9 protein-coding genes and 6 pseudogenes are annotated in these 12,803 nt (G+C 50.1%); 9 read left to right on the forward strand and 6 right to left on the reverse strand.

Annotated features, from left to right (window positions below):
• Positions 1-81: 81 nt before the first annotated feature.
• Positions 82-1,592, reverse strand: a pseudogene (locus tag ACQGXV_RS34690) (IS3 family transposase).
• On the opposite strand from ACQGXV_RS34690, the gene ACQGXV_RS34695 reads away from it, so the two are divergent.
• Together ACQGXV_RS34695 and ACQGXV_RS34700 are read left to right on the forward strand one after the other, a co-directional pair.
• Positions 1,591-2,409, forward strand: coding sequence for a DUF2057 family protein (locus tag ACQGXV_RS34695; protein ID WP_440864561.1), 819 nt, complete (start codon positions 1,591-1,593; stop codon positions 2,407-2,409). The pseudogene ACQGXV_RS34690 and the gene ACQGXV_RS34695 sit on opposite strands and share 2 nt — an antisense overlap.
• Before the next feature lie 143 nt (positions 2,410-2,552).
• On the forward strand, positions 2,553-3,011 hold the full coding sequence (locus tag ACQGXV_RS34700) for a methylglyoxal synthase (protein WP_264627459.1): 459 nt from the start codon (positions 2,553-2,555) through the stop codon (positions 3,009-3,011).
• 41 nt (positions 3,012-3,052) lie between these two features.
• Here ACQGXV_RS34700 and helD read toward each other — a convergent pair whose 3' ends face one another.
• Positions 3,053-5,107: a DNA helicase IV gene (gene helD, locus ACQGXV_RS34705; RefSeq protein ID WP_440864562.1), complete on the reverse strand. Its 2,055-nt coding sequence runs from the start codon at positions 5,105-5,107 to the stop codon at positions 3,053-3,055.
• Between the two features lie 225 nt (positions 5,108-5,332).
• On the opposite strand from helD, the gene ACQGXV_RS34710 reads away from it, so the two are divergent.
• Positions 5,333-5,779 carry a YccF domain-containing protein gene (locus tag ACQGXV_RS34710; RefSeq protein ID WP_196908619.1) on the forward strand — a complete coding sequence of 149 codons (447 nt, stop codon included), beginning with the start codon at positions 5,333-5,335 and terminating at the stop codon, positions 5,777-5,779.
• A gap of 20 nt (positions 5,780-5,799) precedes the next feature.
• Positions 5,800-7,045: pseudogene (locus tag ACQGXV_RS34715) on the forward strand (FUSC family membrane protein); the annotation flags it as partial.
• Positions 7,046-7,080: 35 nt separating this feature from the next.
• On the opposite strand, the gene ACQGXV_RS34720 reads toward ACQGXV_RS34715, so the two are convergent.
• Positions 7,081-8,292 carry an IS256 family transposase gene (locus tag ACQGXV_RS34720; protein ID WP_440864563.1) on the reverse strand — a complete coding sequence of 404 codons (1,212 nt, stop codon included), beginning with the start codon at positions 8,290-8,292 and terminating at the stop codon, positions 7,081-7,083.
• A gap of 54 nt (positions 8,293-8,346) precedes the next feature.
• On the opposite strand from ACQGXV_RS34720, the pseudogene ACQGXV_RS34725 reads away from it, so the two are divergent.
• Positions 8,347-8,680 (forward strand): annotated as a pseudogene (locus ACQGXV_RS34725) (FUSC family protein); the annotation flags it as partial.
• Between the two features lie 73 nt (positions 8,681-8,753).
• Positions 8,754-8,933: a hypothetical protein gene (locus tag ACQGXV_RS34730; RefSeq protein ID WP_440864564.1), complete on the forward strand. Its 180-nt coding sequence runs from the start codon at positions 8,754-8,756 to the stop codon at positions 8,931-8,933.
• Here ACQGXV_RS34730 and ACQGXV_RS34735 read toward each other — a convergent pair.
• Together ACQGXV_RS34735 and ACQGXV_RS34740 are read right to left on the reverse strand one after the other, a co-directional pair.
• Positions 8,920-9,597 (reverse strand): annotated as a pseudogene (locus ACQGXV_RS34735) (IS5 family transposase); the annotation flags it as partial. The gene ACQGXV_RS34730 and the pseudogene ACQGXV_RS34735 overlap by 14 nt on opposite strands.
• 188 nt (positions 9,598-9,785) lie before the next feature.
• Positions 9,786-10,041, reverse strand: a pseudogene (locus ACQGXV_RS34740) (transposase); the annotation flags it as partial.
• 85 nt (positions 10,042-10,126) lie between these two features.
• Between ACQGXV_RS34740 and ACQGXV_RS34745 the strand changes: the two are divergent.
• Positions 10,127-10,882 (forward strand): annotated as a pseudogene (locus tag ACQGXV_RS34745) (IS3 family transposase); the annotation flags it as partial.
• A 21-nt stretch (positions 10,883-10,903) separates the two neighbouring features.
• Positions 10,904-11,122 (forward strand): hypothetical protein, encoded by a 219-nt coding sequence (locus ACQGXV_RS34750; protein WP_440864565.1) that lies wholly within the window; start codon positions 10,904-10,906, stop codon positions 11,120-11,122.
• A gap of 128 nt (positions 11,123-11,250) precedes the next feature.
• Here ACQGXV_RS34750 and ACQGXV_RS34755 read toward each other — a convergent pair whose 3' ends face one another.
• On the reverse strand, positions 11,251-11,868 hold the full coding sequence (locus tag ACQGXV_RS34755; RefSeq protein ID WP_222157409.1) for a TfoX/Sxy family DNA transformation protein: 618 nt from the start codon (positions 11,866-11,868) through the stop codon (positions 11,251-11,253).
• A 221-nt stretch (positions 11,869-12,089) separates the two neighbouring features.
• Here ACQGXV_RS34755 and sulA point away from each other — a divergent pair, with 221 nt between their 5' ends.
• Positions 12,090-12,599, forward strand: coding sequence for an SOS-induced cell division inhibitor SulA (gene sulA, locus ACQGXV_RS34760; protein ID WP_440864566.1), 510 nt, complete (start codon positions 12,090-12,092; stop codon positions 12,597-12,599).
• Positions 12,600-12,803: the final 204 nt, after the last annotated feature.

Here is a 12,803-nt window from a genome sequence, read left to right on the forward strand (position 1 = left end):
ATGCCCTGATATGCGGCAAAGAAGCATAGCTGGCTGTTATCAAAATAATGTCGCTTGGCTATAGTTGTCGCCCCAGTTGATTCATACGGCCTGTTTTTCCCGTTCCGGATTTAGCCACACTTCGTCCTGCCGCTCCCAGTTTCTTGTTGGCCCTGACCAACGATGCGGGTTCTGCATTTTTGCTGCCTCATACACCGATTTTCGCTTTACCAGCAACTGGCTGTCTTCGCCTCTGTGCCGCTGGCCCGGCGTGACATACCGGATACCGCTATGGCGATGTTCCTCGTTGTACCAGCCGACGAAGGTTTCCACCCAGGCTCGCGCATCTTCCAGCGTTGCAAAGCCTTTTTCAGACCATGCAGGCACGTATTTCAGCATCCTGAACAGCGATTCCACGTGGGCGTTGTCGTTGCTTACCCGCGGCCGACTGTGTGACGGGGTTATCTTCAGCTCCGCAAGCTTCACCTGCAGCACCTGTGACTTCATCGGTGCACCGTTATCCGCATGCAGTACCAGAGGCTCCTGCCAGCAGCGCTCGCTCAGCACCGTTCGCTTCAGCAGTTCTGCTGCATACTCGCCGCTTTCGACCGGGTACACCTCATAACCCACTATTTTGCGACTGAACACATCTTCTATGAGATACAGGTAGAACCAGTGACCCGCCGTCAGCGACTTCAGCCAGGTGATGTCCCACGACCACACCTGGTTCGGCGCGATCGCCTTCCATGTCGACAGCGGCTTACTTTGCGGGGCCTGCTGACGCCCGCGATGACTGACCTCTCCGGCACGGCGCAACACCCGGTAAAACGTCGATTCACTGGCAACGTAACGCCCCTCATCGGCTAGTGCCGGTACGATTTGCGCCGGCGACAGACTGGCGAATCGTGGCTCATGGCAGATGGCCAGCACCTGCTGTTCCTCTTCAGCACTGAGCCTGTTTTTCGGCATCGGCCGTGATGCCGTCGGTCGCCGGTCGTCAGGACTTAGCCGCCAGCGCTGGAACGTCCGCTCGCTAATACCTACAGACCTGCAGGCATCGCTTTGCCGGACGCCGGCAGTGGCAGCCTCCTCCAGCATCTTCATCAGCCGTAACCTGTCGGCTGTGCGCGTCATTCGACCTCGCGTTCTTCGTCGAAGAACGCCTTGAGCTTTTTTTCCAGGATGAGCTGTGCCGCCGCTTCGGCGAGGGCTTTGTCCTTGCGGGCTATTTCACGATTAAGCTGCTAAATTTCTTTTTGCTGTTTCTTTATTAAGGCTCTTTCTGCACGCTGACCTGGCTGCATAAACTCGTCCTTCCACTGCTGAATCTGTTCAGGATAGAGGCCTTTACGGCGACAGTATTCAGCCACAGCATGAGCAGAAAGCGGCGCGGTTTCAACGATAACGGCGAAGCGCGCATCCTGAGACCACTCCAGGTGGAGTTTACTCTCACTGGCTGCCGACTGAGTCGGAATTCCAGCCTGAGACCGCCAGCCATAAAGCGTATTGGCGGGAATGCCTTCCAGGCGGGATATCTGGTAAATAGGCTGACTATGCGGCGGTAACATTCTGGCGATCACAGCCGCTTTACGTTCTGGCGAATAGCTTCCCATGAACAGCTTCTCCAGCCCCCTAGATTTTTTTCACTCAGAGGCGACAACTACCCTGACATGGGGGGCAAATCCCAGCACCGATAAAAAACTGTTAAAAAATGAAAACTTTGACACATTTAGCCAAATACTCAACAATGACGAGTTAAATGATGCCGGAGGAAAGCTGATGAAATTGTATCGTGTTTTAGTGTTGCTTTTCTTCGTCACGAGCAGTATGGCCAGCGCTGCCACCACCCTAAAGTTACATCAGGATATTGAACTGCTCGCCGTCGATGGGCAAAAGGTGTCCAGTTCACTGTTGAAAGGTGCAGACAGTCTGGAACTGGATAACGGGCAACATCAATTGTTGTTTCGGGTGGTAAAAACGACGTCTACCTCTGGCAGTGAAAAACGTACGTACTCATCGCCGCTGTTGTTGGCTGCGTTCAATATGCGTAATCAGGACGTCATTACTATCCAGTCGCCCGCACTCGACACGCCCAAAGCGCGCGAGCATTTCAACCTCGACACGCACTATCAACTCGTGGATAACCACAATAACCCTATCAGCGCACGCCTCGACAGGCTTGAACTGAGCAGTGATGAGCTCGCTCACCAGTTGGAGCCCATTCTGGCACAGTACAATGCTGCCAATAAAAATGCATCCGTCACCGCCTTTACTTCGCCCAAAGAGAACGCAAAAACCTGGCCTGAGAATAACGCAGCCAATGCCCAAGACAGCATTGACCCTTTTCTTATTCTCAAATACTGGTTTCGGCAGGCAGACAAAGACACGCAGGATCGTTTTCTGAAATGGGCAAAGGAAAAGGACAAGTAATAAAATCGCACCGCTGTTTTGATTATTTTAACCGCAGTCGCATCAATGCGCTGGTTGTTAGTCGCATTTTTTTCATCTACATCTTTTCAGCGAAATAGTGTTCTCGTAATCTGTGTTTATTATTCTGATGAAAGGACGTAAACATGGAACTCACCACCCGTACTATTCCTGAACATAAGCACATTGCTTTAGTGGCACACGACCACTGCAAGCAGGCTCTGCTGGATTGGGTGAGTACACACAAGAACACGTTGTCTGAGCACCACCTTTACGCGACAGGCACCACGGGGAACCTGATCCAACGCACCACCGCGCTTCCGGTCAAGAGCATGCTGAGCGGCCCGATGGGGGGAGACCAGCAGGTTGGAGCTTTGATTTCGGAAGGAAAAATCGATCTGATGATCTTCTTTTGGGACCCACTGAATGCGGTTCCACACGATCCTGATGTCAAGGCTCTGCTTCGCTTGGCGACCGTCTGGAATATTCCGGTCGCAACCAACCGTTCCACCGCTGATTTTTTGGTTAACTCAGCACTTTTTAAACAGCCCGTTGAGATCGCCATTCCTGACTACCAACGCTATCTGAATGAGCGTCTGAAGTAACGCGGTGCATCAGCGCTACCTGGTTGCTGGCAGCGCTGTTATTAAGGTTTTCTGTGAAGCAGCACACCGATACGCTGTAATTGCTCAACAAAGACAGACGGTGCGTCACGATCGTAGAGCAACCAGACCCGGTGTTTCGCACGGGTTAGTGCCACATAAAGTAAACGCCGTTCTTCCGCATCAGCAAAAGGCTCCGTCCGGGGCAACAAGACCTGCTCCAGCAAACTTTCACGCGGCAAGGCAGGGAAACCTTCTTTGCCTTCGTTTAACCCCACAATCACCACATAATCAGCCTGTTGCCCCTTGCTGGCATGAATCGTCATAAACTCAATAACCAGGTTTGGCCACCTCACATGCGCTTTATCCAGCATGGCTGGCCGCAAATGGCGATAGCGCGCCAGCACAAGAATACGCTCATCAGGCGTGACGTAACTGCTGAGCTTATCAAACAGCGCTTCCAACTGTGTTTCAGGTAGCAGCATGACCGCTTTTTTATCACCTGCACGCAGGCTGTTGAGGGGTTTCTTTAATTGATGCGGGTTTTGCTGCACAAAGGTATTGGCAATCTCACCAATGCGACCGTTAAAGCGGTAGGTTGTATCCAGCGCGCAGCGTTCACCGCGCCCAAAGTGATGCTCAAATGCGGTAGTCAGCGTCAGTTCCGCGCCACTGAAACGGTAAATCGCCTGCCAGTCATCACCGACAGCAAAAAGGCGGGTACGCAGATTTTGCCTGCGCAGCGCGGCCAACAGTTGCGCACGTTGGGGCGAAATATCCTGAAACTCATCGACCAGAATATGCTTCCAGGGGCTGATAAAGCGCCCTTTATCCAGCAGATTCACCGCCTGGTGTATCAGGCCGGAGAAATCTACTGCGCCTTCCTCTTTCAATGCGGCTTTCCATGCTTTAAGCAAAGGAGCCATCAAGCGCAAACCACGCTGCAACCGTGGGCGCTGCTCATCATCTGCCAGCGCCAGCATGTCATTTTGGCTCCCGCCCTGCATGCGCATAAGTCCAAGCCAGCGATCCAAACGACCGCTCAAGCGCGCAGCAAGACGCGGATCAAGCCAGAACTCGCCGTCAGGCACATCCCACGCCATCTCCTCGCTCAGCCACTCCCGCCATCCTTTGGCTTGCGCTTTCTTTTCCGCGCACTGCTGCTGCCAGGTTTTAATCAGCAGCGCATGCCGTAGCGCGCCATTGCTTTCCAATTGGCTGATGGACGGCGCTTTACGCGTAGCATGTTGAATAATATGCAGTACCAGCGCATGGAATGTTTTGGCCTGTACAGCGTCCGTGTGCAAGCACGCCTGAATACGTTCGTTCATCTCCTGCGCAGCTTTGCGGCCAAAGGCAAGTAACAGAACTTGCTCCGGCATCGCTTCGTTGCGGTGCAGCAACCAGGCAGCGCGCGCCACCAGTACGGACGTTTTTCCACTGCCCGCACCGGCCAGCACCAATACGGAATCTTCACCGTTGATGACGGCGCGACACTGCGAAACATTGAGCGGAGTCGTTTCAACGCCGTCAAAAAATGCCTGCTCGGAGGAGAGCGTTTTTTCCATCCAGGCGTGATTACAGGTGGTTCTGCACGATTCACCCTCAGCGAGCCACTGCTGACAAAGGGTGTAGCTGTCACAACAGTTCACAAACTCCGTCAGCCTGGCGACAGGCAGCGGCAAGGAGGCGAGCGTTGCACGAATATCTGTCTGTAACTCCGCCAGCGCCTGACGTGAAACCCACCCCTGCTGGTTCACCATTTGCTCGATATCGGTGAGTTGATGCTGCAACGCGTCGGCGCACACCGCGCTCATGTCGTCACTCCACTGCCGCCACATTTTCATCAGATAGCGGTAAAACTGTTGGGTTTCCTGCCATTCGGTGCCATGCAGTCGTACCACCTGGTTTTCTGGTAGCACAAACTCCAACTCCCCCCAAACCAAACCACGCTTGCATTGAATATCCAGCAATTGGTTAAAGGGAATGACATACTCGTGTTTCTCACCGCTCACCTGAACGCCCGCATTGAGCAGCTTCACCCGATTATAGGGGTGCTGCGCTAGATGTTTGCCTAAAGAGGTTGCTTTCAATTCCATTTTCGTTACGCCATGAAAAAAACGGCTTTTCGGTAGTTTACCTGCGACACAGACCCCTTCTCCAGTGTTAAAACACGTTAAGATATCCCTGCGCTTGATGTAATATTCTTTCTGATGACATCATACGCGATGTGTGCTGAAGCAATGCCATCAGATGTCTGTATTTTGTAATAATAGATGCCCTATTTACGAGACCTTCGCTACGCCTGACATCATGGAGCAATAATGCGCGCCGTATTGAACATTCTTAATTTTGTGCTGGGCGGATTTTTCACTACGCTGGCCTGGTTTATTGCAACGCTAATTAGCATCGTTCTGATTTTCACATTGCCACTGACCCGATCATGCTGGGAAATCACCAAGCTATCGCTATTCCCCTACGGCAATGAGGCCGTTCACATCGATGAGGTAGAGCCTGAGCGTAAAAATGCCGTATTAAGCGCGGGCGGGACAGTCCTCAATGTCTTCTGGTTTATTCTCTTTGGATGGTGGCTGTGTATATCGCACATTGCCAGCGGCATTGCGCAATGCCTAACAATTATCGGTATTCCTGTCGGCATCGCCAACTTCAAACTGGCGGTCATCGCACTGTGGCCTGTAGGTCGTCGCGTGGTTTCCATTGAAGAGGCACAGGCGATACGTGAAAGAAACGCACGCCGTCGCTATCGCTAACCGTCGGTAAGGAACAGACGTTGTTGACTTTCATCTCAGGATTCCGGCGTTACCTATACAATAGCGGTTGGTTGTACAACGCGCGTATTTTTATAGCCCTGGCTGGTGCGGCATTGCTGCCCTGGTGGATGGGCCAACCCACCACCACCATTCCGTTAACGCTTGGCGTGGTGGCCGCTGCGCTGACCGATCTCGACGATCGTCTTACCGGCAGATTACGCAATCTGTTTATAACGCTACTCTGTTTCTTTATAGCATCAGTCTCTATAGAACTGCTTTTTCCTTACCCGTGGTTATTCGGCGTAGGACTGGCCTTTTCAACGGCTGATTTTATCCTGCTCGGCGCATTGGGTCAGCGCTACGCCACTATTGCTTTTGGCTCTCTGCTGATTGCCATTTACACTATGCTGGGCGTGTCCCTGTATGACAATTGGTATCAACAGCCGCTTTTGCTGCTCGCGGGTGCGTTATGGTACAACCTGCTGACGTTGCTGGGGCATGTTGTCTTTCCCATTCGTCCTTTGCAGGACAGTCTGGCGCGGTGTTTTGAGCAACTTTCCCACTATCTGGATGCCAAAGCGACACTGTTTGATCCCGATATTGATGATTCGACCGATAACCCATTGAACGATGTGGCACTGGTTAACAGTGATGTGGTTGCAACGCTCAATCAAGCCAAAGCCTCTTTATTAACTCGGCTACGCGGCGATCGCGGACAGCGTGGCACCCGCCGCACGCTGCACTACTATTTTGCAGCACAAGATATTCACGAACGCGCCAGTTCCTCGCACGTGCAATACGCTTAGTTACGTGAAACCTTTCGCCACAGTGATATTCTTTTTCGTTTTCAACGTTTACTGACGATGCAGGCACGTGCCTGTCGCCAATTGGCACAATCCATTCTGTTATAGCCAACCGACTTAAAAATGATTACATCCTATGCCCTGATATGCGGCAAAGAAGCATAGCTGGCTGTTATCAAAATAATGTCGCTTGGCTATACAGCAAAAATATCAGCACGATGGGCGTATCGAACGAGCGTTTGTTTATCTGGATGCTGCACTGCATGCTTTTTTTACCAAAGATGGCGCAAATACAGCCCAAGGAAAAGCGCTACGCCATCTGCTGAATAACCTGCGCGCCATTGATGCTCAGTTAATGAATATTGAATCAGAGCAATGGCTTGAATCGCAACAACAGATGGAAGAAGGTCTGGCTGATGACGGGCTGACGGGCTGGAGTGATATTCGGCTGCGCATTGGTCGAGTCTGTAAAGAATTTCGTGTAAATGGCTCCATCGCTTAACCGGAAATCCGATCTCCATACATCAACATGAATTGGCTCATAGCCGGTTTCCAGTCTCTGATTGGTAGGGTCCATTTAGCCGAGATATTATGCAAGGCTAGATAGAATAATTTTAGCACCGAGTCATCCGTTGGAAATATTCGTCGCGTTTTCGTTATCTTGCGCAATGAAGCATTTAACGACTCTATCGCGTTGGTGGTGTAGATAACCTTGCGGATCTCCGGCGGAAAATCAAAAATGACGATGAGACGTTCCCAATTATTTCTCCACGATGGGCTGATCGTCGGGAACTGTTCATCCCATTTGGCCGCGAAGGCATCCAGGGCCTCTTCAGCGCCCTCTAGCGTTGCGGAACTATAGATAGTGCGGAGGTCAGCAGCAACGGCTTTACGCTCTTTCCAGCCGACGTAGCGCAGCGAGTTCCGCACCTGATGCACGATGCAGAGCTGTACCCGCGTATGCGGGTAAACAGCTTCAATGGCATCAGGAAAGCCCTTCAGGCCATCGCAGCAGGCGATGAAGATGTCCTGTAGCCCACGATTTTTCAGTTCTGTCATTACAGATAACCAGAACTTGGCCCCCTCGGTTTTGGCTATCCATAGCCCCAGCAGCTCTTTTTCGCCCTGGCCGTTGATGCCTAGAGCCAAGTAAACAGACTTGTTGGTCACGGCTCCGCCGTCCTGGCTTTTGACCACAATACAGTCAAGGTAAACAATGGGATAAAACGCATCCAGCGGCCGTTGCTGCCAGCGCTTAACGTCATCCATCACGGCATTGGTCACTTGAGAAATGAAGCCAGCGGAAACATCGACCCCGTAGACTTCTTTAAAGTGAGCCTGAATATCACGGGTTGATAGCCCTCTGGAATAGAGAGAAATAATGCGGTCATCGAAGCCGTTAAGCTGCTTTTCGTGCTTACCGATCAGTGTCGGCTCGAAGGTACTGTTGCGGTCGCGCGGAATATCGAGCTCGAGCGCCCCATTTTGGCTACGTACGCTCTTGGATGTCTTGCCATTGCGGGAGTTGCCTGAATTATTACCAGCCGGGTCATGCTTAGCATACCCAAGGTGTATCTCCATCTCAGCTTCAAGAACCCGTTCCGCCAGTCTTTTAGTCAGCTCCTTGAGTAGGCCTGATTCACCCAGAAGCTCCTGAGGGGAGTGGCAATCCTGAAGCAGTTGGTCAATAAGTTCGTTGCTGATAGGCATTTTTTGTCCTCTGAAGGTTTTCCTCAAAATGCCATTTACACAGATCTTTTTACACTCTCCATTGGTCGTCATCTTACCCCCCGTTCAGCACTGTTCCGCCACGCGATCCGTATGTCTGCCCTGCTTTGCGGAGGTTATGCACTTATTCTACTGACACACATGCAGCACGGGTATCGTATTCTGCTCACCAGCCTGTTTGTGTGCCAGCCAAACTACAATGCGACGCGACGACGGTTGGCCTTACGTATCATCGGGACGCTGGCGGGCATCCTGATTGGAATGCCGGTACTCTATTTTGTTCCTTCGCTTGAAGGAAACACTGATTGTTATCAGCGGCGTGCTGTTCTTTGCCTTTCGCAACGTACAATATGCCCATGCCACCCTGTTTTGTAGTGGCATACTGAATTTGGCCACCTAAGTAGAGGTGATATGCTTACCTCATAATTTTTATAGGTGCCAAAATGAGTAAAATAATTACTGCTGAATTTAAATGTGAAACCGCCAAATTAGTCCTTGACCAAAATTATACCTACCAGGAAGCCGCAAAAGCCATGAACGTCAGTCTTTCAGCGGCTTTGTTGAATAAATCAGAATTAGCCGACAGGATGACTCCCTCTGCTACACCTGTTATCCTATCCTGACGCTGTGTGGCATACCCAACAACGTCATACGGTTCAGCGCTTTGACCATCGCTATGGCTTCACCTACTTGAGCCTCATAGTCACGCAGGCTCAGATGGCCACCCAGCAAAGTTTTTATGCGGAACATCGCTGTTTCTGCCACTGAACGCCGGTGATAACCCACTTTCTTTTTCCACATATCATTACTCCCGCTCAGACGCTGATTCGCCACCGCATGGTTACGTTCATGGTACTTGTCCGGCCAGTATTTGGCTCCGCTTCGCGGCGGGATAAGGGGCCTGATTTTCTTTCTTAGCAACGCATCGTGGCAGTAACGGGCGTCATAAGCACCGTCTGCTGACACTTCCCTGATTTTTCGGTGGGTTTGGTTAATCAGGCCCGGCAGTGCCTGCGCATCTGTCGTTCCGCTGAGCGATAAGTCGGCACAGATAATCTCATGCGTCGCACTGTCTGCTGCCAGATGAAGCTTGCGCCACACTCTTCGTCTGTCAGCACCATGCTGCCTGACTTTCCATTCACCTTCGCCAAAGACCTTCAGACCGGTACTGTCGATGACCAGATGCGAGATTTCACCACGCGTTGGCGTTTTTATGCTGATACTGACGGTTTTTGCCCGCCGACTGACCAGAGAGTAGTCCGGGCAGCGCAGTGGCAGGCTCATCAGGGCTTTGTTGAATAATTTAAGATACTGATTTATATAAGCATTATAAAATTTCAACGACTAATTTTTCCTCTCGGAATGCTTTTTATTGTGCTAACTATTTGATTTGTCGTTCTAACAAAATACATTCTCTGTAAATGCATTCTAACTAAAGAAGATGTAAATCAAACGGTTAAATTATTCAACAAAGCCGCTCATCAGTGTAAAAACCGAGTCGACAAAGCCCTGTAATGCCCGGAGCGACAGGTTAAACACGCGCTTTATCATCAAAACCGTGGTAACAGCCATATCGGTGTAGTAAAGCGGCCGACCACGACCTTCAGGCGAAGAACTGTCAGTCCATGCAGCGATGGCCGACTCATCAAGCCAGACCGTCAGGGAGCCGCGTTGTCTGAGTGCTTTGTTGTAGGTGGGCCAGTTGGTGATTTTAAACTTTTGCTTTGCCATGGGGAGCTGCTATCGGGAGCGATGATAGTGCTTTGATCCGGCGATCCCCTGAAAGTTCGATTTATTCAACAAAGCCATTGAGCGGACGATAAAACGTAGCCTGGTCAGCGAAGCGTGGAACGTTAGTGGCGGGTCTGCGGGCGCAAGGACTATCGCCACGATGGTTACCAATACACACGACGTGAAACTTGGGCGGTGGTTAGCGGGTAAGTTAATGAAAGAATTAACCCTCGTTAGTTGCCAAACAAGAAAACATCAATACAACCGCGGTGGAAATGAACGTATTGATATTCCAAATCTGCTCAATAGGCAGTTCGCTGTTACCAAGCTTGACCAGGTTTGGTGCGGCGATGTAACCTATATTTGGACAGGCGACCGATGGGCGTATCTGGCGGTGGTATTAGATTTATTTGCCCGAAAACCCGTGGGTCGGGCAATGTCGTTTTCGCCAGATTCAGAATTAACAGCCAAAGCACTACAAATGGCTTGGGAACTGCGTGGGCATCCCAAACAAGTCATGTTTCATAGTGACCAAGGAAGCCATTACACCAGTCGTCAGTATAGGCAGACATTTTGGCGTTATCAGATGACCCAAAGTATGAGTCGCAGAGGAAATTGTTGGGATAATAGTCCGATGGAGCGATTCTTCCGTAGTCTGAAGACTGAATGGGTGCCAACGACTGGCTACCAAAGCTTTAGTACTGCTCAATCATCCATTATTCGCTACATAACCCATTATTATAGCGATGTCAGACCTCACTGGTATAACGGTGGGTTAACACCAAATGAATCAGAACGGCTGTTCCATCAACAGTCAGGTAGGGTGGCCAAATTTAGTTGACCACTACAAATACCGCAGACGTTGCAACTGCTCGATGATGCCATTTGCTATATTGATGCAGCACTGCATCATCCTGACATTGACGTACAAACGCAGCGAGAGGCGTTGTTGACACGTCAACAGCAGGTACAGCAGCTTGCCCCCGATCCCGACAGTAAGGAGCAACTGGTCTTGCAGCAAATCGGTCTGATCATCGATGTCTTGCCGGAGCTGACGCTGTTGAAAGGAACTATCCGCTGAAAGGGGCTATCCGTTGAAGGGGACTGTCTGGTGAAGTACGCACTGTCAAAAATTGTGAAGAGAAGATGCGAAGCGTAAAACATGTAGCGCGGTATCATTGCCTTGAAGATACCGCGCACGTTGGCGCTTTAGGTTTTAGGCAACGGTGCTGAATGGTGTTTATACCATTCAATCAGCTCGTTTCTGACCCCTTTTGGCAAAGCGGCTTGATGCGTTCTGCAAATCGCGCCCGCCAACGCCAGTAAAATATTCACACTGGCATGTTTACTGACCGCTTTTAACTTCAAGTAGCTCTCCTTTGCACCGTGTTGTTGCAGCTCGTCAGCATTTTTTATTCCCGCCTTCCATAACATCCGCTCAAGATCGTGATTCAGATTGGGCAAATCCTTTAACCGTGTGCAATGCTCACGCTCTGATTTATCCTGCTCTGCGCCCTCAAGCGACATTTTGGCCAATTTCAGCAGTTGAGTCGGTTCCTCCCATAAGACCTCCCCCACCAGATAGTAACTCAACGGTACGGGCATGCCTCGTTTGGTATAAACCAAATGCGGCATATTCAGTGCAAGGAAATGTGGCTCACAGCGCTTGTTCGCACGTAAATAAAGCTCTCCGTTGGAGATAAGACCAAAGATCGTTTTATTTGCCGCGATGCTATAACCGCCAAATTGAGAACGGGTGGTAATTTCTCCCAATGAGGAGAAAGAAACTTTTGATTGCAAAATCCTTTTTTTGCATAACTGATTCATACAACACCTTTTAGTATTGAAAATCAATCCTCTGTCTGTATATGTGTTCTTAACGTGTTAAAGTAATTAATCACAAGGTTGGTAAGGCTTCAAACACAAAATGTGATCTCTGCCCACTGCCATGCCAATTATGCGAAGCGCTTCCAAAAAAAGCAGGTTGATTCTCATCCATAGCTGATATACTGTATACACATACAGTAAAACTAAGGATGAAACCCATCATGCGTGCGCACTCTATTCGTTCAGAACGTCATCAGTCGGCCTCACTGCACAGTGCACCATTTCCACGGCACACGGTTGCCGGATACGGCAGCGGTATCATCAGCGAAAGCGACTACAGTGTTGAGCATCCAATGACAACGCTTCTGTTACTTCCACTTTTGAAACAATTAGCCGCGCAGTCGCGCTGGTTGCTGTGGCTGGCCCCCCAACAAAAAATCAGCCGCCACTGGTTACAGCAATCGGGTTTGCCCTTAGATAAAGTGATTCAACCTTATCACCTCAACCCTAATGAAACCGTAGATGCCATGGAAAAAGCTCTGTTAACGGGAAATTACAGCGTTGTCTTATGCTGGCTTGAGCACAATTTGACGGAAGAAGAAAGTATGCGTTTGAGGCAAGCTGCTCAAAAAGGAAACGCCTACGGATTTATCATGAGACCACAGTGCATAAGCAGAGAAGAGGATGGGCTATTTTCTCGCCTAAAAATTCACTCAAAGCTGTACCATTAAGTAAATTAAGAGTTTTCTCATCTGGGTATTGTCATCCCGGTTTGTTTTACGCCAAAACCACGGATATGCAGGTGTGATGCGTGTCAACCATTACGGATAAACGTTGCGATTCGCCAAAATAAACTATTATTTGTTAGGAAGTATGTATGAAACTCTGTTTTTTCTACAAGGCAGATCATATCGTACTTGTAACTTTCGTATCAC

The organism is Symbiopectobacterium purcellii, from assembly GCF_052050035.1.
In the GTDB taxonomy this organism is placed as follows: Bacteria; Pseudomonadota; Gammaproteobacteria; order Enterobacterales; family Enterobacteriaceae; genus Symbiopectobacterium; species Symbiopectobacterium purcellii_A.

Coding starts and splice junctions, on each gene's coding strand:
- sulA (WP_440864566.1), top strand. CDS start 12,090: ATGCGTGCGCACTCTATTCGTTCAGAACGTCATCAGTCGGCCTCACTG.
- ACQGXV_RS34755 (WP_222157409.1), bottom strand. CDS start 11,868: ATGAATCAGTTATGCAAAAAAAGGATTTTGCAATCAAAAGTTTCTTTC.
- ACQGXV_RS34720 (WP_440864563.1), bottom strand. CDS start 8,292: ATGCCTATCAGCAACGAACTTATTGACCAACTGCTTCAGGATTGCCAC.
- ACQGXV_RS34710 (WP_196908619.1), top strand. CDS start 5,333: ATGCGCGCCGTATTGAACATTCTTAATTTTGTGCTGGGCGGATTTTTC.
- ACQGXV_RS34700 (WP_264627459.1), top strand. CDS start 2,553: ATGGAACTCACCACCCGTACTATTCCTGAACATAAGCACATTGCTTTA.
- ACQGXV_RS34730 (WP_440864564.1), top strand. CDS start 8,754: ATGAGTAAAATAATTACTGCTGAATTTAAATGTGAAACCGCCAAATTA.
- ACQGXV_RS34695 (WP_440864561.1), top strand. CDS start 1,591: ATGAACAGCTTCTCCAGCCCCCTAGATTTTTTTCACTCAGAGGCGACA.
- helD (WP_440864562.1), bottom strand. CDS start 5,107: ATGGAATTGAAAGCAACCTCTTTAGGCAAACATCTAGCGCAGCACCCC.